We start from the raw sequence: 22,829 nt of genomic DNA on the forward strand, positions 1-22,829 counted from the left end.
CCATGCCCGAACCCGTTAATGGTCGTCGCGGCGGTGCCGGTGCACCGTCGGCGATGCCTCTTCAAACACGCTTGCAGCCGGTTGGATCTGTTGATGCGCAAAACCGCACGGTTGATGTCACCTGGACTGCCGGCGCGCAGGTACAGCGTTACGACTGGATGCGCGATCGCACCTATATGGAAGAGCTGAGCACTGATCCGGGGGCCGTCCGGATGGATCGACTGCAGTCCGGCAATGCGCCGGTTCTGAATGATCACGACCGCTGGGGTGGCCTCGATTCGGTGCTCGGTGTCGTATCCAGCGCGTCGCTCGATAGCACGAGCAGATCCGGGCAGGCCCAGCTCCGCTTTTCGTCGCGCGATGCCGTGCAGCCGTATTTTCAGGATGTGCAGGACGGCATCCTCCGCAACATTTCTTTCGGCTACCGGACGTATCAGTACGACATGATCCCGCCCGGCCAGGAAGGCAACGATCAGTGGATTTACCGCGCGACCGACTGGGAGCCATACGAAATCTCGCTGGTTTCCATCCCGGCCGATCCGAATGCCACCGTGCGCAATGCAGGCGGCACGCCTGACCAACGCTTTTTCCCCTGTGAGTTCGTCGATCGAAGCGCAGGGGGTTCTTCTGACGGGGCACTCGCCTCGCAACGTAATCAAGGAGCTGTGATGCCCGATGGAAACCAACCCCAAAACCCCGCCAACCCGTCCGCTCCGGACACGTCGGAGGCGGCACGAAACGCTGCGGCTGCGGCCCCGGCTGAAGCGGCTCGGAACGCAGGCGCGGCGGAGGAGCGTCAGCGCATGATCGATCTGCGCACGGCGGTTCGGGCGAGTGTGCTCGACAATCAGGACGAGCTGCTGAACGGCTTCATCGAACGCGGCGTGACCGTCGACGCCGCGCGTGCAGAAATCCTGCGTCTGCAGGCCGAGCGCTCGGCGGCGAATCCGCAGCGCGGCGCCGCGAGCATCGTGACCGTGACCGACGAGACCGATGTGCGCCGTGCAGCGATGACGGACGCAGTGATGCACCGCGTGAATCCGCGTCATGAGCTGAACGACGCAGCTCGCCAGTATCGCGGCATGACGCTGCGCGAGATGTGCCGTGAAGGCCTGGAGGCGGTCGGCATCGATACCCGTGGCATGGAGCTTCGCCAGTTGGCTGGTATGGCGCTTGGTCTGACTCGAGCCGGCTACAACACGACGTCGGATCTGCCGATCGTCTTCGGCAACGTGATCAACCGCACGCTGCGTGACGCTTACAGCGCTGCGCCGCGTTCTTTCACGAGCTGGGCCCGTCAGGGTTCGCTCACCGATTTCCGGCCAGCGACGCGCGTCATGGTCGACGGTGCGCTGAAGCTGGAGAAGATCAACGAGACCGGCGAGTACAAGTACGGCAAGCTGACCGACAGCGGCGAAGTGATCCAGCTCGGCTCGTACGGGAAGATCATCAACTTTACGCGTCAGATGATCATCAACGACGACCTGTCCGCGCTTCAGCGAGTGCCGCTCTATTTCGGGCGTGCGGCTGCCAACCTCGAATCGGATGTGACGTATGCGGCGCTGACCGGCAACGCGGTCATGTCCGATGGCAAGACGCTCTTTCACGCCGCGCATGCGAACCTGGGCGCGGCCGGTCCGATCGGGATCGACACGCTGACGGCGGGTCGCACGGCGATGCGCGTGCAGAAGGCACCAGGCGACGGCACGCCGCTCAATGGCGCACCGAAGTTCCTCATCGTGCCGGCTGCGCTTGAGACGATCGCGGGTCAATACACCAGCAATCAATACACGCCGAATCAGGCGACGCAGCAAAACCCGTTCTACAACACGCTCACGCCGATCGTCGAGCCACGCCTCGATGCGGTCAGTACGACGGCGTGGTTCCTGGCCGCAGATCCTGCCGCGATCGACACCGTCGAGTACTGCTACCTCGAGGGCGAGCAGGGTCTGTACACCGAGCAGGATCTCGATTTCGACGTCGATGGTCTGAAGGTCAAGGCGCGGCTCGATTTCGCGGCGAAGGCGATCGACTATCGCGGCCTTTTCAGGAATCCGGGCCAGTAACCCGCCAGTGTGCCGGCTTCGAGCCGGCGCAGTCCCACCTCTCCAACTTCAGAAGGATTTGATCCATGAACAACTTCATCCAGAAGGGCCGCACGATCACCGCCACGTTGGCCGCCGCGGTCGCTTCGGGCCAGCTCGTCCTGCTCGGCAACGGCAAGCTGCCGGCCATTGCGTCGGGCACGTACGCCGCCAACGTCGAGGGCGAATACAACACCGGCGGCGTCTATGCCCTGCCCAGCGCGACGACCGGCACGGCAGTCGTGGGTGACAAGGCGTATTGGGACTCGACCAACAATGTCGTGACGATCACCGCACTCAACAATGATCCCATCGGCCACTTCGCTGCGCCGAAAGCGGCGGCCGACGCGACGGCCAACGTGCGGCTCTGGCTGTGAGTGACTTCGATCTGGGGGCGCTGTTTGATGCGGCCGTCGACGCCGGCATGCTGGCCGAAGTAACGGTCATCAGCGGTACCGACGTGTCGCAGCCCTTCTGGGCCGACTTCCTGCAGCCTGGTTCCGACATTCTGGAGAACATGGCACAGGCAGTTGACTACGGGATCGAATATCGCACCGCAGATGTCCCGGCCCTGCCGAAACAGGCGGTGATCCAGATTGCAGGCCGTCGCTACGAGGTGACGCGAGCTGGTCGCCCAAAGGATGAAGCAGGCATTTTCAGCTTTGCTCCTCTCAAACGCCTATGACGACACTTCGCGAGCAGTACGTCGGCGCGTTACTCGATCTGATGGCGGCCGACCTGGGCTTGCAGCAGCTCAACGTTCAGGTCGGCCGCTCCATTGTCGATGCGCTGGATGCGCAGCACACGCTGGCGCTGATCCTGCATCTGGGTGCTGATGCACCGCCTGACCGATCCGCAATCGGATTTGCGACACGACAGACCGAAATCCTCTGCACGGTCATCACGCGCGACACGACGCCGGATCAGGCGGCCGACAGCGTGCTCGAGCTGGCTCATCCGATCATCATGGATTTCGACGCCCAGGCGCTGATCGGCAGCGACGAAGGACAGACGGATCCGCCCATCTTCGCCAATGTCGACGGCGAGTCGTGTCTTCGGACAGTCCATTACCTCTACACGTATCGAACGCGGTCGAACAGCCTGACTGAATAGGTCAGGCGACCCGGCCGGCGTGTCTCCTTTTCACATTCACGCAGGAATTCAGGCTCATGACCAAGCGCACCCGTAAAACAGTGGTTCTCGCCGTGCTGCAGACTGCACTCGGCGTTCCCGGTGTTCCGACTGGCGCCGACGATGCAATGCTCGTCAGTGACGTCAGCTCGACACCGATTGCTGCGCAATATGCGCAGCGTAACAACGTGAAGGGCTATCTCGGCAACGACCAGCAGCTTGTGTCGGAAAAGCACGCCGAATTGTCGTTCAGCGTCGAAATCGCAGGCGGCGGTACGGCTGGCGAGGCCCCCGCATGGGATCCGCTCCTGCTAGCCTGCTCGTTCGTATCGACGGTGGTTGCCGACACAAGCGTGACCTACCATCCGGTCAGCGACGATCCATTGCCGGCGACGATTTACTACTACCTCGACGGGTTGCTGCACAAGCTCACGAATGCATTCGGCACGGTGTCGCTCGACCTTACGTCGAACGCCGTTCCGAAGTTCAAGTTCAAGTTTACCGGCGACTATGTGCCGGTCATCGATCAGGCGCTGCCGACGCCGGACTTCTCGAAGTTCAAAGATCCGCTGGTGGTCAATAACGAGAATACGCCCGGTTTCACGCTGGCCGGTTATTCCGCCGTTCTCAATGCATTCACGGCCGATCTGGCCAACACGGTCACCTATCGCAGTCTGCCCGGCGCTGCGGGCGCGTTGATCACTGATCGCAAGCCGACCGGCAACGTCGCGTTTGAGCTCGTGCGGGTGAGCGACAAGGATTACTGGAGCGCGATCGCAGCGGCGCAGAATCTTTCCCTGTCGCTACAGCACGGCAAGACGGCAGGCAACATCGTGACCGTCTCGGCGCCGGCTGTGCAGCTCACCTCGCCGTCCTATACGGACAACAACGGCATCACCAGCCTCTCGGCGACGCTCACGTTCAACACGCTGCTCGGGAATGACGAAATCTCGATTGCGCTGACCTGATCAAAGTAACTTTTCCGGTTCATATCGCAGTGACGCGGGTCGCCTTATGGCGGCCCTTTTTTATTTCAAGGAGAGTTTCATGCCGATCGTTCTCGCCCGCAGTAGTACATTCAAGTGGAAATTCAAGCTGCGCGAAATCGCCGAAAGCGGCGAAGTCGTCGAGTCCGCAATGACGCTGATTGTCCGTCGTGTCGACGAGCCGGAGTTTCAGGAGCTGATCAAGGAGTCTCAGGCCGAGCTGCTCAAGAAAGTTATTGTCGGCTGGCCGAGTGGTGAGGTGCTGGGTAGCGACGGCCCGATCGAATATTCCCCGGAGAATTTCGATGCGTTGATCGCCGATCCGCATCGTGTGCGGCAACTGTCGCAGGAATATGTGCGGGCCAACGTGACGCTGCCGGAAAAAAACTAACGGACGCCGCCCGGTTTTGGGCGGGGGAGCGGCGAAACGACTTTGCCGTAGACGCCGACGTCGCTGATGCGCTCGCGGCGTTCGGCGCACCTGCTGACGTAGTGGACGTGGCACGGTCGCGTCCCAGTGAGGATGACTTCGAAGTCCTGCCGGAAAACTGGGACGCGGTGGAGGTGTTCACCTCACTCGGCACGCAGTGGAAGAAACTGGTCGTTTCATCGTTGAGTGGTGGCGGCGTCTTTTATGAGGGGCTCGACTACTCCGCAGTCGAGTCAGTCCTCCGCATCTTTGGCTTCAAAAGAAAGCGACACCGCGAACTGTTTGACGCGGTGCGCGTGATGGAGCGCGCGGCGCTCGATGTTTTTTCGGCTCGCGCGTCACGAACGTAATTGCGCCGGCGGGCGCTTCTGAGGAAATGCACTATGGGAGCTTCGGCCGGAGCCATTAACGTCACCCTGACGCTTGATTCGACGCAGTATCTGGCCGAACTGACCGAAAGCCAGAACCGGACAGCCACGACGGCCGCGCAGATCGGTGCCGCACTTTCGGCGGGTTCCTTTGGAGCCAAGGATCTGGCCGCTGCGATGCAGGCGGCGACTGCGTCCGGCGCGGGCCTGGCCAGTAGCACGTCTTTGCTGGCTGATGCAGAGGCACAGGCCGCCACGCGAATCAAGGATATGGTCGCGCGCTCGCTGGAGGCGCAGCAGGCGATGGTCCAGTTGTCTGCCGCGTCACAGAGTGCCGCGAGCAGCACTAGCACGATGGGCGCATCGGCAGACCAGGTGCGCGCCAACGTCTCGGCGCAAACGCAGTCCATGATCGACGCGCAGCGCGCGACTGTCGCGATGAATGACGAAATGCAGGCGTTGAGGTCGACGCTTGCACAAGGCGGTGCGAGCTTCGCGACCATCGGCGATCAGTATGCGCGGCTCGATCGTGCGATGGCGACCGGCAAGCTGTCGATGCAGGAATATGACGCCGCGCTGGCTGCAATCGGAAAGGACGAGGATTCGCGCTCAAAGTCGGTCGCGGCACTGACCGCGAAGTACGACCCGCTCGGCGCGGCCACGCGAAAGCTTGAGGGCGATCAGGCGCTGCTCGAAGACGCTTTCAGGTCGGGCACAGTCTCTGCAGCAGACTACGAGCGCGCGCTCAACGGCATTAAGGCGGACCAGGCGAGCATTGGTCTTCGTCAACTGGCCCAGCAGGAAGCCCAGCTCGAGGCGTCGTTCCGCTCGGGCGCACTGGCTTCCGCTGATTACAAGCGGGCGATGGCGGACATTGCGACGGGCCGCCAGGCGTTGACGTCGGTCGCGACCGGCGCGCAGGCTGCAGGCGCTGCCGTCGAAGGCTTTGGTCTGAAGACAGCGGGCGCGCGCAGGGAAGTGATCGTCCTGGCACATGAGGCCGCGACCGGCAGCTGGAGCAACTTCGGCGGATCGCTGATGGTGCTCGCCGAGCGGATGGACCTGATGGAGGTCGCGACATCTGGCGCAGGGCTCGCAGTCGCGGCGATCGCGGCGCCGATCCTGGTGGCCGGTGCTGCGATGTACAAGGTGTCCGAGCAGAACGCCGCAATGAACGAGGCGCTCGTCATGACCGGCGATTATGCCGGCGTCACGACTGAGGAACTGCGCGGCATGGCACAGGCTGCGACGGCCGGCGGAGCAACCTTCGACACCGCTGCGCAGGCGGTGACGGCGCTGGCTGCAACGGGGCGGCTCACCGGGCAGGAAATCGCCGACCTCGGCCGCACGACGGCTGATGCGGCGACGTACACGTCGATTTCGGTCAAGCAGATGGTGGACGATTTCACCAAGCTTGCGGAAGACCCGGCCAAGGCGTCGGTTGCGCTGAACGATCAGTATCACTATCTGACCGCGTCGACGTACGATCAGATTGCGGCGCTCGAAAAGCAGGGCGACGCGACCGGCGCTGCACAGATTGCCGTCGAGGCGTTCTCGAAGGCGATGGACGAGCGCACGGGCGAGATCGCGCGGAACGAGGGCATCATTCTCGCCGGTTGGCGTGATATCAAGAGCATGATCAACGGCGCGATCGAGGCCGTTGGTTCGTTCGGTGCAACCGCCGGGCCGGCTGAAGTTGTTGCGCGCATGCTGGCAAACAAGCAGGCGAGAAATCCGCTCGGTACGTGGGATGCCGACGACGAGGCCGATCTGCAGAAGGCGATCGCCGCAAACGATGCGGCAGTGAAGGCCGCGCGTGAGAAGGCGTCGCAGGACGCCCAACAGCAGCAGCTGATCGACGCGAAGCGTTGGTATGCAACGTGGAATGACCAGTTTGCGACGCCGGCCGAAAAGCGCGTCAAGGCCGTCAATGACTATCTCGACAAAACCGCCGCGTTGAATCTGAGTCCGGAGCAGCAGCTCGCCGACGAACAGAAGATCAACGATAAGGACAAGGACAAGACCGGGCGGAAAAACGGCACGGGGCTCGTCGATCGTGCCGAGCTCACGGGTGAAGTGCAGGCCGTTAAAGATGCGCTTGCACAGGAATTGTCGGCTGTCGAGAGTGCACGTAAGGTGCTCGACGCGCAGTACAAGGGCGGTGCCCTTTCGATCACCGACTATTACACGCTAGATCGCAATCTGCTCGCCCAGGCTGCGACCGACCATATCGACGCCGCGAACAGGGAAGCCGCCCTGATCGCGCAGGGCATGAACAACCGGAACCTGAGTGCCGCGCAGCGCGCGCAACTCGCTAATCAGGAGCGCAAGGCTCTCGCTGATGGTGGCAAGGCCGTCGAGGACTTCTTCCAGAAGGTAGCGCAGTCGGCCGCGCAGGAAGACGAGGTGTGGGACAAGTACGGCAAGTCCCAGCTCGATGCGATGCAGAAGCAGATCGACTCAGCGAACCAGCAGGGGCAGTCGCTGCGAGACCAGATCGATACCTTTGGCATGACGAAGTCCGCGATCGATGACCTCAGGGCATCGCGTGCCGACGACACCGTCGCCGCGCTCGAGCAGGGGCGTGCAATTGCCCTGTTGCAGGGCAATCTTGCCGACACGAAGTCCTGGGATGAAGCGATCGCGAAAGCAAAGTCACTTTCGACGGCGTTGCATGGCGTCGCTAGCGATCAGGCGACCCTGGATGATCTTGCGCAGGCAAAGAAACAGCAGGACGATCTGGTCAAGAGCTGGCAGAGCACGATTGACGGCATCGGGACCGACTTTCATAACGGCTTCCTGCAGATGCTCACGGACGGCAAAAACGGCTGGTCGAGCTTCACGAAGTCTCTGAAGAACACCTTCGAGACGACGGTTGTCGATGAGCTGTACAAGTCGTTTGCAAAGCCTTTCGTCGTCAGCGTGATCGCGCAGATTGCCGGCATTGCCGGTGGTAATGGGGTGCAGAACTCAATCCTGCAGAACAACGGGATGGGCGGGAGCAGCACGCTGAACAACCTGCTGTCGAACCCGTACGGCACGTACAACAACCTGTCGAACGGCTATAACACCGTGATGGGGTGGATTCAGGGATACGGTGGCGCATCCACCGCGCTCGGTGCGTCGGCGATCGCTGGTGCGAGCACGGGTGCGCTGTCGGGCGGCGGTGTCCTGCTAGGCGGGTTGGGTGGCGGGATCGGTGGGGACGTGGCAGCGAGCGCCGGCGGTTATGCGTCCGCGCTTGGGTCCAATGCCTATGGATTCACGGCGGGCGAGGCGGGCAGTGGTCTTGGCAGCACGCTCGGATCGTCTGCCGGGCTGATGTATGGCGGCGCCGGCCTGCTGGGCGGTCTGGCTGGTGGTGCGCTGTTCGGTAACAAGGGGTATTCGAACCTTGGTGGATCGCTCGGCGCGATGGGCGGCCTGGCAATCGGGGCGTCGTCGGCGGTGGCCGGCACCGCAATCGGTGCGTCATTAGGCTCACTGGCGGGGCCGATCGGCGCCGTTGTCGGGATGGTATTGGGCTCGCTGGTCGGCTCTTTCATCGGTGGCGGGGAAACCCGCTATGGCGCCGACTATACGATCGACAGTAACGACAACATCACCAAGGTGCGCGGCCCGTCTGGAGGCGATCCGGCTGCGAGCGATGTTCAGGCCTCGATCAAGAACACGTACGACTCGATCAAGTCGCTCGCCTCGCAACTTGGCGGATCGATCGACGGGTTGGGGCAGTATTCCGCAACGTATGAAATCAGCCCGCAGAAAGGCAATTCGTTCGTGGCGGCCGGCTTCGGTGATCTGAACACCGACGTCAACCGTCAGGATCTGAAAGGCGTCAAGGATTCGACGACGGTGCTGAACGACTTCAGTCTGCAATTGCAGCGCTCCGTTATCGACTCGTTGCAAAGGGCGAATCTGGACACGCCGTATGCCGCTGTACTGCAGGGCGTCGATGCATCGAAGCTGTCGGCCGATGACATCACCTCGTTGCTGAACGAGCTTAACTCGTTGAAGACGCTGTTCGATTCCATCCAGAAGATGGGCGACGATTTCAACAATCTCAAGAACGCGTCCGTCGATGCACAAACAGCAGTGCTGAATCTGGCTGGTGGTGTGGACTCTTTCAACACGAGCGCAACGTACTTCTATCAGCATTTCACGTCAGCAGCCCAGCAGGCCGATGACGCGTCGAAGTCCGTGACGGACCAGTTGGCTGCGCTCGGCTATAGCGGCATTCACACGCGGGATCAGTTCCGTGACCTTGTCGAGTCGCTGGACCTGTCGACGACTGCGGGACAGCAGGCCTATGTGTCGCTGCTTGCGCTGGCGCCTGCGTTTGACAATGTCGTCAGTTCATACGAGTCCGCGGTGGCCTCTGCGTACAGCACCCAGTCGCAGGCGCTGCAATCGTTCAAGGATCAGGTCGACCAGTTTCGCCAGTCGCTGACTACTGGCGATCTCTCGACCGCGTCGCCGGAGCAGCAATACGCAGAAACCCGCCAGCGCTTCGAGGATCTGTACGGCAAGGCGATCGGCGGGGACGCCACCGCGCAGGCCGGCCTCACCTCGGCAGCGCAGGATTTCCTCAATGCGTCGAAGGCGTACAACGCGAGCTCTGGCCAGTATCAATCGGATCTCGCCGAAGTCATGCAGTCGATGGACTACGCCAGCTCTTCGGCGGATGCCCAGCTTGATCAGTTGAAAGAGATGGTGAAGGGCATCGTCGACGTGAACACTTCGGTGCAGACCGTGGCCGAAGCGATCGCGAGTCTGCAGGCATGGACGTCTGTCAACGGCTCGCATGCGTCGGGTCTGTACCGTGTGCCGTTCGACGGCTATATCGCCGAACTGCATGCGGGCGAACGGGTGCTCACCGCAAATGAAGCCCGGTCGCTCGATGCGCGATTGCCTGCAATGGAGACGGTCGATTTCACGCGATACCAATCGAGCGCCAACGATCCGCTGCTGCAGGAGTTGAAGGCATTGCGAGAGCAGAACGCGAAGCAGGCGGAGGCGATCGCAAAGCTACTTGCTGCCCAGCTCCAGCAGGCCGATGCCATCGCACGTGACGGGTCAGAGAAGATGGACCAGCAGACTGCGGTGCTGCAACAACAAAGGAGGCCAGGGCAAACATGATCATCGCGCTCGAAGCCGATGCGTTTCACTTGCCGACCGGGCAGGTGCATACGCGTTATTTCTCGGAGGCCGGTTTCATGACGCGGCCTGACGATACGCCACCGAATGTCTATTTCGAGCCTGTCATCAAGACGCCTCCCACGCTCGACCGGCTGCTGTTCGACGGGGCTGCAACGTTCGGTGCGACCCGTGTAACCATTGGCAATGTATTGCTGGTGAACCAGGATGGCCATCTTGACGATCTGGCCACCGACTACGCGTTCTCTGGACGGCGCTTCGTCGTCCGCATGGGCGCACTCGATGTGCCTTACACGCAATGGGCAGTGGTGATGACCGGCACGCTCTCGGACATTTCGGTACAGGACACCGGGCTATCGGTCGTGATCGAGGATAGGCTCGCGGATTTGACGATCGCCAATCGTCCCAAATACCTTGGCAACAACGTGCTGCCAGCCGGTATCGAGGGCACGAAGGATGATTTAAAGGATCAGTTCAAGCCGCGTGTCTATGGGTTGGTGCTGAACGTCTCTCCAAAGTGCGTGAACACGTCGAAGCTGATCTATCAGGTCAGCGACGCGGCGTGTGTCGTGACCGCAGTGCATGACAACGGCGTCGCGCTCGCCCGGGGCGCGGACTATGCCAGTACGGACGACATGCAGGCAACGGCGCCAACGCCTGGGCAATTCCGATGCGCGAACGGCATATTCCGGCTCGGCAGCGCGCCTGCTGGCACGGTGACATGCGACGCGCAGAGCGCGCAAACCAGTGCTGCGGACCTGCTTGTCGCGATTGCGCGCGACGCAGGTGTGCCAGATGCGGACATAGTGATGACGGATGCCGCAGCGCTTGATGCTTTAAACGGGGCAGTGACCGGGACGTGGGCCGATGCGGATGCGACGCCGCAAACACTGATGGACACGATCGCGGGTTCGATCGGCGCGTGGTACGGATTTGATCGGTTAAGCCGCCTGCGAATGGGGCGGCTCGACGCGCCAGCGGGCACATTCGTGGTCACTTGGGGCCAAGAAACACAAATGGCATTGACCGTACGAGCGGCGGGCGTGCCGGCATGGAGCGTCGCAGTGAACTATGCGCGCAACTACACCACGCAGACGGACGTCGCTGCGGCGGCAGCTCGCACGGTAGCGTGGCTTGCGCAGGAATATCGGACGTCGACCGGCGAGAACCCGGCGATCAAGGTGCCTTGGCCACACGCCGACGAACTGAGCTTCGATACAGGGCTCGCTAATGAACTGGACGCCGTTGCGGAATCGCAGCGGCGTCTTGCTTTGTACGGCGTACGGCGTCTAACGCTCGATGTCGACGTGCCTGTGACTGAGCTTGGCGAAGTGGACCTGGGCGACGTCGTGGCGCTCGACACGCCGCGCTTCGGGCTGAGAGGTCGGCTCTTTCGCGTGATCGGCATTAATACTGGTTTCACACACGGGCGTGCGGCGCTCGTGCTGTGGGGCTGATGAACGGTAACAAGGGACAAGCGCATGGCAAAACTCATGCTGGGGTTTCCGAACCAGACGGACGCCGGGGTTCTTTCGGGTGGTGCGTGGCAAGTGTCATTGACGAACTTGCAAGACCCGCGCCTGTCACGTGTAGCGCGCAGCGCGACAGCGGCAATGGCTGATACGCAATTCGACGTGGATCTTAAGGTCTCGCGCAAGGTGTCGATGTTCGCGATGGTCCGCCACAACCTGACGCTCAACGGACGCTATCGGATCCGCGTGTCGCGCGATCCTGACTTCGGAACCTCTGTTTTTGACTCGACACTCAGCTCACCGCTTTATGGCTCCGTGTGGCGGCAGGCATGGCCACGGCTCTACAGCCCGTCGATGCTCGACTGGGAAGACCCGAACTGGTGGGACGGGCGGCTGCCTGAGGATCAGCGCAAGAGCTATCCCGCGCTGATCCTTTGTGTGATAAGGACGCCCGTTTTCGGTCGCTACGTGCGATTCGAATTCTCCGACGAGGGCAATCCGGACGGTTATCTCGAATTCGGTCGCGTGTTCGTGTCGCAGGCATGGTCGCCGACGAATAACGCGAGCTATAACCCCCAGCTCGGCTGGGAGTTCGATACCACGGTGGACAGAGCAATGGACGGGACGCCGTATTTTGAGCGCCGCAACGGCCGGCGCGTGCAGAAATTCTCACTCGACTGGCTCTCGGACGACGAAGCGTATGGCCGGGTGTTCGAGACACAACGGGCAGCAGGCATTGACCAGGAACTGCTGTTTGTGTGGGACAGCGACGACGCGATCAACCTGCTGCGCCACTCGTTTCTCGCCCGCATGCGGCAGATCAATCCGCTTCAGCTTTCGTTCCTCAACAACCATACCAACGCCTTTGAGCTCGAGGAAATTCGATGAGCAAAGTAACTTTCCCCCTGACCGGACACCAGTACTCTGACGACGGCAGTACTGATCGTGACATGCTCGATGGCGGGCATACAGAGTATCTGTTGCCGATGCTGCAGGAAACGGTTGATACCGCTCAGTCAGCGGTCGATGCGAGGGCGTCGGCGTTGGAGTCAGCAAGCCAGGCCAGTGATCATGCGCAGGCGACGGCTCAGGACGCAGTGGTCGTAGCGCAAGATCGTCAGGCCGCTGAAGCCGCAGCTGCGGCGGCTCATGCTGATGCGGCGACTGTCAACATTCCGCTGCTGACCGGCAACGCGGGTCGCATGCTGGGTGTGGCTGAGGACGGGGCATCCATGGTATGGGCCGACATGAGTCCGTACACCCAGGACGCGGATCTGGCCGACCCTGACAAAGGCGTCAAGATGGTCGCGCACGCCGTGGACGATCGAGACCTGGCTGACCCAGAAAAGGGCGTGTCCCTGGTTTCGCACGCTGTGGACGATCGAGTGCTTGTCGCGCAGGCTGGGGCATCGCTCGTCGGCCATAAAGGCCTGGCGGCCGGATCGATTGTACGGACCGTGGCCGACGAGTTGAACGACGGATTCGCCAACCCGAAGCGCTTTGGCGCCAAGGGTAATGGCAGCGCCGATGACAGTGTGGCAATCCAGACCGCGATCGATGTATTGGCGGCAGCTGGTGGCGGGGTGATCCGCTTTCCGAATGGCAACTATTTCTGCAATGTCGTACTCAAGGACGGCGTGCATATCGTCACCGGCGCGGAGCATTTCGGTTACCTGGCTCAGGTAGGTGGCCCGATTGCCGGCGTCACCCTGTCGCAGGCGGCGCCTGGCTTCGTGGTCGACACACCGACGACGCTAAAGCGGGGCGTGCTGAGCGTAAAGGGCATCAACTTCCAGGGTCTGGGTGCTGCCTATGCCGGTGGGGGTGTGCGCTTTCAGGGAACCAGGTGGGGAGCGATCAAGTGCTGCATGGCCAACGGGTTTGCCGATCAGGCGTTCCTGCACTCGAGCGGTTTCGGTGTCGTGTTTGAGGATCTGCTGGCGGTGAACTGCCTGCTGAATACAACGCGTACCGGTGTCAATGGTGTGCTGGAGACCCATGGCACGGATGACTTCCTGCACCGCTGCGAGATCGCCGGCCAGTCACCGGCTGGAGTGACCGATGCGAACATGTATCGTGCTGCAGTGGCCGTCTTCGGGGCGAACAACTTCCTGTCCATGGTGATCGGGGAACAGGGTGACCGGGGCATCTACATCGGACCGCAGTCCGGTGAGGGGCACCGCATGTCGCTCTGCCGCGCGGATAGCAACGGTGGGACGGGTTTCTGGATCGACGGCAACATCATCGCGTCCGTATGCTCGGCATATAACAACAGCCTCGCGGGATCGGGTCTGTATTCCGGCTTTTATGCTAGTGCGACATCGTCCGGTTGCAAATTCTCTGCGTGCCGCTCGGATGGACACGACGCCACGATTCAGCAGAAGTACGGCTACGAGGATTACGTCAATAACTCTACTGCAAACGTGCGTAATAGCTACGTCGATTGCGGTGGGTTCTACAACGCCTTAGGCCTGTACCTAACGCAGGGCTTCCTTGGTTCCGGTGTCATTGCCGCCCCGCTGGCTATCCGCCCCGCTGACGGCACGACCCCAATCGATGTAACCGGAACGAGCCTCGTGGTGCTCTCGGGTTACACCACGGCGACGAACGTGACGAATTTCACGGGTGGCGCCGAGGGCGAAACGATCCGCGTGCTCGGCGATGCACAGGTCACGATCGTGAACGGCTCCGGCATCATCACGCCATCCGGTGCCAATGTCGTGTTGTCTGACAAGACGATGTACAGCTTCACCCAGTACAACGGCGCGTGGTACATGGGATAGGGGGAAGTAATGCGTTCAATCGAAGCGGCAATCATGAAAGCCATTCCGCAAGACAAATGTCTTCACGTCATTCTGGGGGTGCTTATCTTCGCCATCGCGCACTTCGTCACTTGGCAAGTAGGTATTGCCCTCGTGGTGGTGGGTGGAATTCTCAAGGAGGTGATAGATCATTTCACCGGCGGGGATGTATCCGTCTGGGATGTCGTTGCGACGCTGACAGGAGGATTGATCGGGCTCGCCTGTTTCGCCAGATAGTCCGCTGACAAAGTAGATGTTCAAGACCACCTTCGGGTGGTTTTTTTATGGCCGTTCCGATCTCGCATCGGCGCGGCCTTTTTCATTGGGGGCAGCGTTTGAACGAGAACCTTAAATATTCTGACCAGGGCATGTCGCTCACGGAGAACGCGGAGACGCTTGTCCTGTTCGCGTATCCGGATCCAGCGTCGCCGCTCGCAAAAGCCCTGCAGGCGCGGGGGCTGTGGCAGCGGGTGCTCGTTGGCGGAGCAATCCCTCTGGAGCTTGGATCGCTGAACGGTGCCCCGTGGACGGGCGGCTGGGGCCATACCGGCCCGGGCGTCAGGCCCGGCATGGTGATCACGCGCGTCATGGCCGTCGACTGGTTACGGGCGGATGTGTGCGGCGCCGAAGCCGTGGTCAAACGCGACGTCAAAGTTGCTTTGACTCAGGAAGAGTACGACGCGCTCGTTGACCTCGTGTTCAACATCGGCAGCGGCAATTTCGACACGTCGACGCTTTTGCGCAAGCTCAATGCCAGTGATAAGGATGGCGCAATCGCCGAGTTCGCACGCTGGAACCAGGCGGGGGGCAAGGTGCTGGCGGGGTTGGTCAAGCGCCGTGAAGCAGAGCGCGTGCTGTTCCAGCTCGGCGCAAATCACGCGAGGGCTGCAGCATGAAAAACGATGCCTTTGCGAGACTCATCTATGCGTACCTGGCGGTCTATATCGCCGTGTCTGCCTTTACCGCACCCTGCTCGGCGACGTCGGTGATGCTCACGCGCGATGGCTTCTGGGGGTACGCGGTGACGGCGGGAACCGCTGCGCTTGCTGTTGTCGTGGCCGCCGATGTCGCGATCAATGACTGGTTGCCGGAACGATACATCTTCCACTGGGCTCAGGCTTGCCGGCACTGGCTGTTTGCGATCGCGGCGGCCTGTTACGTGACGCCCCTGTTCGCGGCGAGTGCGTACTTCGTCAACGCGGCACAGGTGTTTTTTTACGTGGGCATGGCGCTATTCGGGCTGGTGCTTGGTTATCGGGAAACGCAGGCAAAACGGGGGATAACGTGCGCCGATTGATTCAATGGGGCTGGGGAGCGTGCGCGCTGCTATGGGCAGCAGCGGCGTACGCGATGGTGCGACAGACGGAGACCGTGCTAGCTGATGGCCTGGCAGGTATTCAGGGTGCGTCGCTGGTGCTGGCGATTCTGCTGGCGCTTATTGGCGGGACGGCGAGTACGTTTCAACGGTTCGCGTCAAGCGATCCGCCGGCGCGCTCGGCGGCGATCGAGATCGGCAGCGTGATTACCGCATCGGTCGTTGCCGGGCTGTCCGCTTTCTTTTTTTGCGAGTGGCGAGGGTGCCCAGCGCCGCTCACCGCGCTCGTCATTACGTTGGCGAGCTGGGGTGGAAAGCGCGTGCTGGATCAGGCGCTCGATGCGGGGCTTCGCCGTATTCAAGGAGAAAAACCATGACGGAAATTACCGGTCGCATCGCGGCGGTGGTTGTCGGGCTGATCGCTGTCGTGCTGGCGATTGCGTGTGCTGTGCAGTTCTTGGAGTTGCGCAGCGCACACTCGGACTTCGTGACGGCACAGCAGAAGGCACAGGCAGACGATCAGTCGATCGGCACACTTCGCTCGCAGCTCGCAACGTCACAAGCGGATCTGGCCGCCGCTGCGTCGGGCGTGCAGGCCTGCTCGGCCTCGGTCACGAATGCCGCCTCCGAAGCTTTCGCCGTTCGGGCGGCGGCCGCAGCGGCACAGGCAAAGGCGGCAACACAGGCGCAGTCATATCAGCATCAGATCGACGCACTTTCTCAACGGCTTCAGGATCCATCCAACCACTCGGAGACATGCGATGCGGCATTCGATCGTTTGCGCGGCGCTTTGTAGTGCGCTGCTAGTTGTTCCGGGTTGCGGCTCGACGCCGTCGGCGCCAATCTCGCCGGTTGTCCACACAGAGACCGTTGAGGCAAAAGTGCAGGTGCCAGTGTCGTGCATTGACTCCGTCCCGCCGGCACCGGCCTTCCTGTCGGATGCGGATTTGCTGGCAGCGCCCAACGGCTCGGCGGTCGACCGCATCTGGCGGGACCACTTGCAGCGGCAGAAGCGAGAGGCGGAGTTGAGCGGGCTGCTTGCCGCCTGCGTATCGCACGCGACGGCACAGTAGAAAGCGGCCCATCCTGGCACGGACGGGCCTAAACGTCAGGGGATCAGCCCGAACGAAGGGCGATTGTGAACGAACGCCTGCGCGTCGGCCAGCATGATTCCAACTGAGATCAAGACTCTGAAAAAGTAACTTTTCGCGCACTACGGCGGAAAAGACAGAGCGACCGGGAGCATGTTGACGCATGCTCCCGGTCGCCTTTCCACTGCGACAGCCAGTGAATTAGCCAAGGCCCTGACACCTACCGGTAGGCGGGCCGAATTCTAACCGAAAAAAGAAAAGGCAATTCCAAATATGGCAAACCCTATCGTTCCCTGGATCGGCGGTAAGCGCCGGCTTGCAGACCATCTGATTCCGCGCTTTCCGAAGCATGAGTGCTACGTCGAAGTGTTCGCGGGAGGAGCGGCGCTGTACTTTCTCCGCCCACCGGCTGCGGTCGAAGTCATCAACGATATCAATGGGGACTTGATCAATCTGTATCGGGTCGTGCAGCACCACCTTGAGGAGTTTGTGCGCCAGTTCAAGTGGGCGCTCACGAGCAGGCAGGTGTTCAAATGGTTGCAGGACACGGTCCCGGAAACCCTCACCGATATCCAGCGCGCGGCACGCTTCTATTACCTGCAGCACAACTGTTTTGGCGCGAAGGTGGAGGGGCAATCGTTCGGGACGGCAACCACGACACCGCCGGGGCTGAATCTGCTGCGGCTCGAGGAGACCCTATCGGCTGCGCATCTCCGGCTTTCCAATACGTTCGTCGAGCACCTGGACTGGAAGGCGTGCGTTGACCGGTACGATCGGGCACATACGCTGTTCTATCTGGATCCGCCATATTGGGAGACGGAAGGCTACGGCGTGCCGTTTCCCTACGAGGAGTACGTCGCCATAGCGGCCCGGTTGCGGACTTTGAAGGGCAAAGCGATCATCAGTCTGAACGATCACCCGGCAATCCGTCGCGCCTTTGACGGCTTCCACATTGAGACGGTGGACATCAAGTACACCGTGGGCGGTGGCGGGAGAGAGGCGGCCCGTAAAGAAGTGATTATTTTCAGTTGGGATGATGCGGCACAGCCGGTGGGTCTGTTCTAAGGCGCTGCGTCCTCAGTCTATTCCCTCTGTCCGCGCCGCGCCGTGCATCTGCCTCGAACTTGACCGCGTCCGGATTGCGAGCGCATTCCCAGACGTTTTTTGGTACGGCATCATGCCTCGGCGTGTCGTCGATATCGCCGACGCGTAGCACTTCCTGGGCAAGTCGTATGCGTAGTTGCATGATCGGCGAATCGCGAGTAATCAGCCCGCGGTCGACGGCCTTCGCGATCTGCACCGAATGATCGGCGTGATCGCGCAACTCAAGCAGATGCAGTCTCAAGTATTGAACCTCAACTATCAGCTGCTCGACATCGTGTTCGCCAGCGTGGTAGCGCCACAAGTTGCGCAGCTCGACGAGGGTAGGGGCTGGAAGGGAGGAAGTTTCACACGAACCTCGACAAAGTACTGTATAAAAATACAGTATTCTGTCGGGGTTGTTTTTTTGTTTGACTGCCGGTCGGACAGAAAAGGTAACTATTCGCACGAGAGGGGCAGCGAACCGCTTTTTTCTCGGGAGCCAAGCCCGACCGCACGCCGGCAAAGCAACTTTGGCCGTCCGAATTCGACCCCTTGCCGTCATTGGTCGGTTCGATGCTCCAACGGCTGGTGACCGACTGGAGCGGTCGCACGAAGTGGGCACTCACAGGTAACTATCCAGCTACGTGCTCGCCAAGTCGACATCGGACTGGACACACTGGAGCAATGCGTCAAACAGAAAGACAAATTTCGTCAGAATATGGTCGAATCCGGCTTGATAGTTTTCGTTGTCACTGTTCAGTTTTACGATTACCTTCTTGTACTCAGTGCCTTTGCGGTGTGCAACGCGTGTTGAACGGACAGACTGCACTCCTCGAAGGAACGCTGTCATATCGTCAGCGTGTAGGACATTCAACTTCGAAAACAACCCTTCAAGCCGAACAATTGATTTCGATTCGACATTCCCGTCTCGCAGATAAATCTTCGAGAATTTTCGAACAAGAATAATATTAAGCGCTCGCAAGACGTGAGTGACTTTGGCGCTACTGCTCAAAGAATTTACTCTGCTTGCACGTATGCGGTTTTGAATAGCGGAGAAGAAAACTCGATTGCCTTGAGAGAACAGAGATTGTCCTGTCCGTATTCTCAAGGTTATTCGAACGAATCTAGCGATGCGCGCCGCACGGGAGTCTGCCGAACTACTTGGTCAGTACCGTCGAATGTCCCCTATTTACTCTTTGTGTATAGGTCCCAGAGATACGGCTTGAGTGCGCCGGACGCGAGGACAGCCCGATCGGCGATGTCAGCCGCCCTTTTTACTGGTTCGCTGGCTTTCTTGAACGCCAACCCAGAAGTAGTCTGGAGCGCGCTCTTGAATGACTCACTCCAGGTACTTCCGCTCGCCCACGCAAGGGCGACGTTTAGACTCGTTTTGGAGTCCTCGTCCGGCGCTTTTTCCATGGCGCGAAGCATTTGGGCGGCATGTCCGGACATGAAAGACATACACTCGTCTGCGACGGCGGAAGCCAAGTCCGCGATGTTCTTGGCCGGACCGCTCCGCCCCGCGAGCCCCTGCAGCGCTGTCTGAAAGAATTCGTTCCAATCTTTCCGGTCGACGGCAGCGTATTTCTGTGCACCTCGTTCATTCGGATGCCCGGGATCAGCCACCGCCTTGTTATAGTCGCCGAGCTCATCAGAATCGCGGTCAACGGCTTGAGACGTTTTCGAGAATAGCCGCTGTATGGCAATATTCCCCATTGTCCGCTGCATAGACCGGATCAACGCCACAGTGTCGGAGTTCGCTCCGGCGCTCCGACAGGTCGAACGTTGGGTTCTTGTCGCTTTGGAGTTCGTCAATGCGGACTCTCGGACATGCATCCACTCTCGATTGGACAAGATTCCATCCTCTGCCGCGTTGACAGGAAAGGCCTTCTACTAGAACGTAGAGACTTAGCCTTTCAAATGGCCATCGATTGCGGCGAAATACTGTGCTTTGTCATAACGAGACAGCCGACCGGTGTAAGAGCGAAGGAGTCGTTCGACTGTCCGCCTGCCGGTGACGGCCAATGGCTGCAACTGGCCGAACCCGGTCCGACGCTAAACGGATCATCGATCCGCAGCAGGTCGCCCGGCGTCTGGCTCAGATCGACCCACTGCGGACCGCCGCGACTTCGGAAAGCGGCCAGTCAAAAGTATTCGCAGCGCGCTAAGAGAGTGGAGCGCGCCTCTCCATGAGTCGCAGATACATTGCTGACTATGGAGACGGATGATCGATGAATTGGTATTGTGTTATCGCTTCGCGATATCCAAAAATAGTACCAATAATAATCGCCATAACCACAACGCCCAGAATGATCGGTTTTTTTGAGCGATTCCGAGTTTCGGTGTCAAAGTAAAATATACTAAATGTTGTTACCAACCCCCTGACATGCCAACGTCGCGAGGTATCTCTTTAGACTCATGCCGTGTTGATAAGGCACCCAGTCTTCTCCCTCATTTATTCCAAGATTGAAATCAGTTGGTGTCAAATATTCATAGCAATACCAAGTCACAATCGAAACCAGTGGGACCAGCAGGCCGATAAAAATGTACGCGTATCGATCAACGCGAGGATGAAGAACGCGCATCATAAGCGCTTGGGCGATCTGGGATAGTGAAAATACAGTAAATATTCCAATCGCCGCTACAAGGCTAAACAACGGCGGAGTTAAAATCATCATCGACACGGCGTTACCTTTTGGTCTGTTCGGATTTCCGTGGATAAAATCAATTAACACTAGGGAAGTGATGTTGGAAACGGACAAAATTAAACCGACAAAAACCGCGATCCAGAGTAGGCTTTTGATGAAGGAGTGTTGCGCATTAATTTCTTTTCCGCTCTTTATATTCATGTGTTGGTCGAAGAAATCGAATGTTATTCATTGTGAAAATTAATGTTCCTAAAAGCAAAATGCCAACGTCTCAACCGCATAGGTTGGACATTGCGTGATCGATGCTGCGCCTGAATTGTCGACGATGTAGATCATAATGTCGAACGTCGCCTTCTGGCCGCGTGCCGTCCGATGCAAATTGCATATCTCGTGGTTCGAGCCTGGACGACGGCGGCCGGCAGGATGCGACCCCCAGCCGCCATTCGCCGTTTGAACCTATCTCTGACCGTAGCAAGGGGTTGAGCGGACGCTCATTAGTTAAACGGCGTCCCCCCGACTTTCTTACCTTGTCGGATGGCTCCGCTGCTCTCTTTTCTCGATCCTTGACCGTCACTGCTGATTCCTGATATCGGTCGCGTTGTCTGTCGAGCGTAGCGCCGCGTTGGCCGTGACCAGCAGCCCCGCATCGTGAGCGCGCAGCGCTGTATCGGCTACGTCGAAAGCCTTCTTAAGTTCCTTCTGACCAGGCTTCGTCGCCTTGCCGCTTTCCGAAATCGCTTCAGCTTCCTTTTTCAATCGCTTGACGAGCTTTGCGGCGCACCGGCTGTCGAGCGTCCCTTCGCGGACAAACTCGCTGATCTGTATTGTCAGTGCCGCCAGTGTCGTTTCGGATGTTTCATTTGAATCGCCGCTATCGGCGGAAGAGAATTTCTTGCTCATCAGATTTCTCCCATATGAGCCCATTGGCGCTGACCAGGCTCGAAGTGGTCGCGCGAAGCTTTCTACCGTAAATAGAAAAGCAATTCGAGCCTGATCGCTACTGTGACGCGCTGCGCGGAAAGGCATCGTCGCGACGTTAAACACCGACCTCGATCACACTACACGGATTTGGCCTTCAACTCGGTACGCTAGCAGGCAACGTTGTTGGCAACCAGTGCTGGACCGGGTGCGGATAGCGAGTTCACGCTCAGGCTGCCGATCATCAGGAAGCACTGCAACGCTTGCGACCGGGCATGACAGGCAGAGTGCGCTCCGAGTCGCCCGGATTGGGTCGACGCGCCTTGTAGCGCCCGCGTGGCTCGCCGCAGCGGCCACGCCGACTCCCGGCCGGAGATTTAGGGCACTGCCACGGTCTCGCGTTGGCCGCGAACTATAATGTAAGAGGGGGTTACCAGGCACGGTGTTCGGGCAGAGACTGCCGCATGTTGCGATGCAGCGGTACGCTCGCCGAACCGCCTGAGGCGTTCATCGACTATCCAAATTGAGTGTCACGAACCCGTCGGCGAAAGCGGCGCGATTCTGGACAGGGCGCACGGGAGTGGCAAATGTTGGACGAGCGTCATCAAAGCGGAAATCACCTGCTCACGGTGCTGCCCGAAGGAGAGTGGGCGCGCGTGGCCCCGCATCTGATCCTGGTCGATATGCCGCTTGGCCAGGTCGTGTACGAATCGGGTGACCATCTCAAACACGTCTATTTCCCAACGACATCGATCGTTTCACTGCTGTATGTCATGGAGGATGGCGCGTCCGCCGAAATTGCGATTGTGGGCAACGAAGGGCTGATCGGCATTGCCCTCTTCATGGGGGGTGAAACAACACCGAGCCGGGCGGTCGTGCAAAGCGCCGGGCAGGCGTATCGACTGGATGCTCACATCCTGAAAGAGGAATTCCATCGTGCCGGCCCGGTGCAGCGCCTACTGCTGCGCTATACCCAGGCGTTGATTACGCAGATGGCCCAGACCGCCGTTTGCAATCGACACCATTCGATCGACCAGCAGTTGTGCAGATGGCTGTTGCTCAGCATCGACCGCCTTTCGTCCAACGAATTGAAGATGACCCAGGAACTGATCGCGAACATGCTGGGCGTGCGGCGATCCGGGGTAACCGAGGCAGCGCTGAAACTGCAGGATGCGGGGTTGATTCGTTACGCGCACGGCCACATCGAGGTGCTGGACAGACCCGGCCTCGAAAAGCGCGTGTGCGAGTGTTACGGCGTGGTGAAGCGGGAATTCGACCGCCTGTTGCCCGATCTGAAAGCGCTGTAAAGAGCACTGATGGACATCGCCACCCTGAACGGCATCCGCGT

22 protein-coding genes are annotated in these 22,829 nt (G+C 60.0%); 18 read left to right on the forward strand and 4 right to left on the reverse strand.

Features of this window, described 5'->3' with window-relative positions:
- Positions 1-2 precede the first annotated feature (2 nt).
- From HF916_RS32895 to HF916_RS32975, 17 genes are all read left to right on the forward strand, one after another.
- Positions 3-2,066: a prohead protease/major capsid protein fusion protein gene (locus HF916_RS32895; RefSeq protein ID WP_168793020.1), complete on the forward strand. Its 2,064-nt coding sequence runs from the start codon at positions 3-5 to the stop codon at positions 2,064-2,066.
- Between the two features lie 65 nt (positions 2,067-2,131).
- Positions 2,132-2,461 carry a DUF2190 family protein gene (locus tag HF916_RS32900; protein ID WP_168793021.1) on the forward strand — a complete coding sequence of 110 codons (330 nt, stop codon included), beginning with the start codon at positions 2,132-2,134 and terminating at the stop codon, positions 2,459-2,461.
- Positions 2,458-2,769: a hypothetical protein gene (locus tag HF916_RS32905; RefSeq protein ID WP_168793022.1), complete on the forward strand. Its 312-nt coding sequence runs from the start codon at positions 2,458-2,460 to the stop codon at positions 2,767-2,769. Before HF916_RS32900 ends, HF916_RS32905 begins: the two co-directional genes overlap by 4 nt.
- Positions 2,766-3,197 carry a hypothetical protein gene (locus HF916_RS32910; RefSeq protein WP_168793023.1) on the forward strand — a complete coding sequence of 144 codons (432 nt, stop codon included), beginning with the start codon at positions 2,766-2,768 and terminating at the stop codon, positions 3,195-3,197. Before HF916_RS32905 ends, HF916_RS32910 begins: the two co-directional genes overlap by 4 nt.
- A 56-nt stretch (positions 3,198-3,253) precedes the next feature.
- Positions 3,254-4,183, forward strand: coding sequence for a phage tail tube protein (locus HF916_RS32915; protein WP_168793024.1), 930 nt, complete (start codon positions 3,254-3,256; stop codon positions 4,181-4,183).
- 79 nt (positions 4,184-4,262) lie between these two features.
- Positions 4,263-4,592 (forward strand): hypothetical protein, encoded by a 330-nt coding sequence (locus HF916_RS32920; RefSeq protein ID WP_168793025.1) that lies wholly within the window; start codon positions 4,263-4,265, stop codon positions 4,590-4,592.
- Between the two features lie 107 nt (positions 4,593-4,699).
- Positions 4,700-4,981, forward strand: coding sequence for a DUF1799 domain-containing protein (locus tag HF916_RS32925; RefSeq protein WP_206002027.1), 282 nt, complete (start codon positions 4,700-4,702; stop codon positions 4,979-4,981).
- Between the two features lie 33 nt (positions 4,982-5,014).
- Complete coding sequence (locus HF916_RS32930) at positions 5,015-10,135, forward strand: phage tail length tape measure family protein (RefSeq protein WP_168793027.1); 5,121 nt, start codon at positions 5,015-5,017, stop codon at positions 10,133-10,135.
- On the forward strand, positions 10,132-11,610 hold the full coding sequence (locus HF916_RS32935) for a hypothetical protein (RefSeq protein WP_168793028.1): 1,479 nt from the start codon (positions 10,132-10,134) through the stop codon (positions 11,608-11,610). Before HF916_RS32930 ends, HF916_RS32935 begins: the two co-directional genes overlap by 4 nt.
- A gap of 36 nt (positions 11,611-11,646) precedes the next feature.
- Positions 11,647-12,513 (forward strand): hypothetical protein, encoded by an 867-nt coding sequence (locus HF916_RS32940; RefSeq protein WP_240975789.1) that lies wholly within the window; start codon positions 11,647-11,649, stop codon positions 12,511-12,513.
- Complete coding sequence (locus HF916_RS32945; RefSeq protein ID WP_168793030.1) at positions 12,510-14,408, forward strand: glycosyl hydrolase family 28-related protein; 1,899 nt, start codon at positions 12,510-12,512, stop codon at positions 14,406-14,408. The genes HF916_RS32940 and HF916_RS32945 overlap by 4 nt, the downstream gene beginning before the upstream one ends.
- Before the next feature lie 9 nt (positions 14,409-14,417).
- Positions 14,418-14,663, forward strand: a complete 246-nt coding sequence (locus HF916_RS32950) for a hypothetical protein (RefSeq protein WP_168793031.1) — start codon at positions 14,418-14,420, stop codon at positions 14,661-14,663.
- 47 nt (positions 14,664-14,710) lie between these two features.
- Entirely contained in the window at positions 14,711-15,322 is a 612-nt protein-coding gene (locus tag HF916_RS32955) for a lysozyme (RefSeq protein ID WP_206002028.1), read from the forward strand.
- The gene (locus HF916_RS32960; RefSeq protein ID WP_168793032.1) at positions 15,319-15,723 is read left to right on the forward strand and encodes a hypothetical protein; all 405 of its coding nucleotides are present in this window, start codon (positions 15,319-15,321) and stop codon (positions 15,721-15,723) included. Before HF916_RS32955 ends, HF916_RS32960 begins: the two co-directional genes overlap by 4 nt.
- Positions 15,711-16,118, forward strand: a complete 408-nt coding sequence (locus HF916_RS32965) for a phage holin family protein (RefSeq protein ID WP_168793033.1) — start codon at positions 15,711-15,713, stop codon at positions 16,116-16,118. Before HF916_RS32960 ends, HF916_RS32965 begins: the two co-directional genes overlap by 13 nt.
- Complete coding sequence (locus tag HF916_RS32970) at positions 16,115-16,537, forward strand: hypothetical protein (protein ID WP_168793034.1); 423 nt, start codon at positions 16,115-16,117, stop codon at positions 16,535-16,537. Before HF916_RS32965 ends, HF916_RS32970 begins: the two co-directional genes overlap by 4 nt.
- Positions 16,538-17,105: 568 nt before the next feature.
- Positions 17,106-17,897, forward strand: a complete 792-nt coding sequence (locus tag HF916_RS32975) for a DNA adenine methylase (RefSeq protein ID WP_168793035.1) — start codon at positions 17,106-17,108, stop codon at positions 17,895-17,897.
- On the opposite strand, the gene HF916_RS32980 is transcribed toward HF916_RS32975, so the two are convergent.
- From HF916_RS32980 to HF916_RS32995, 4 genes are all read right to left on the reverse strand, one after another.
- Entirely contained in the window at positions 17,857-18,237 is a 381-nt protein-coding gene (locus HF916_RS32980; RefSeq protein WP_168793036.1) for a hypothetical protein, read from the reverse strand. The two genes, HF916_RS32975 and HF916_RS32980, sit on opposite strands and share 41 nt — an antisense overlap.
- Positions 18,238-19,100: 863 nt before the next feature.
- Positions 19,101-19,631 carry a hypothetical protein gene (locus HF916_RS32985; RefSeq protein ID WP_168793037.1) on the reverse strand — a complete coding sequence of 177 codons (531 nt, stop codon included), beginning with the start codon at positions 19,629-19,631 and terminating at the stop codon, positions 19,101-19,103.
- A 644-nt stretch (positions 19,632-20,275) separates the two neighbouring features.
- Complete coding sequence (locus HF916_RS32990) at positions 20,276-20,764, reverse strand: hypothetical protein (RefSeq protein ID WP_168793038.1); 489 nt, start codon at positions 20,762-20,764, stop codon at positions 20,276-20,278.
- A 369-nt stretch (positions 20,765-21,133) separates the two neighbouring features.
- Positions 21,134-21,463, reverse strand: a complete 330-nt coding sequence (locus tag HF916_RS32995; protein ID WP_168793039.1) for a hypothetical protein — start codon at positions 21,461-21,463, stop codon at positions 21,134-21,136.
- Positions 21,464-22,068: 605 nt separating this feature from the next.
- On the opposite strand from HF916_RS32995, the gene HF916_RS33000 reads away from it, so the two are divergent.
- A complete protein-coding gene (locus tag HF916_RS33000) occupies positions 22,069-22,788 on the forward strand; it encodes a Crp/Fnr family transcriptional regulator (protein ID WP_168793040.1) in 720 nt (239 codons plus the stop codon).
- Positions 22,789-22,829: the final 41 nt, after the last annotated feature.

The sequence above is a fragment of the Paraburkholderia aromaticivorans genome (assembly GCF_012689525.1).
GTDB classification, from domain to species: Bacteria; Pseudomonadota; Gammaproteobacteria; order Burkholderiales; family Burkholderiaceae; genus Paraburkholderia; species Paraburkholderia aromaticivorans_A.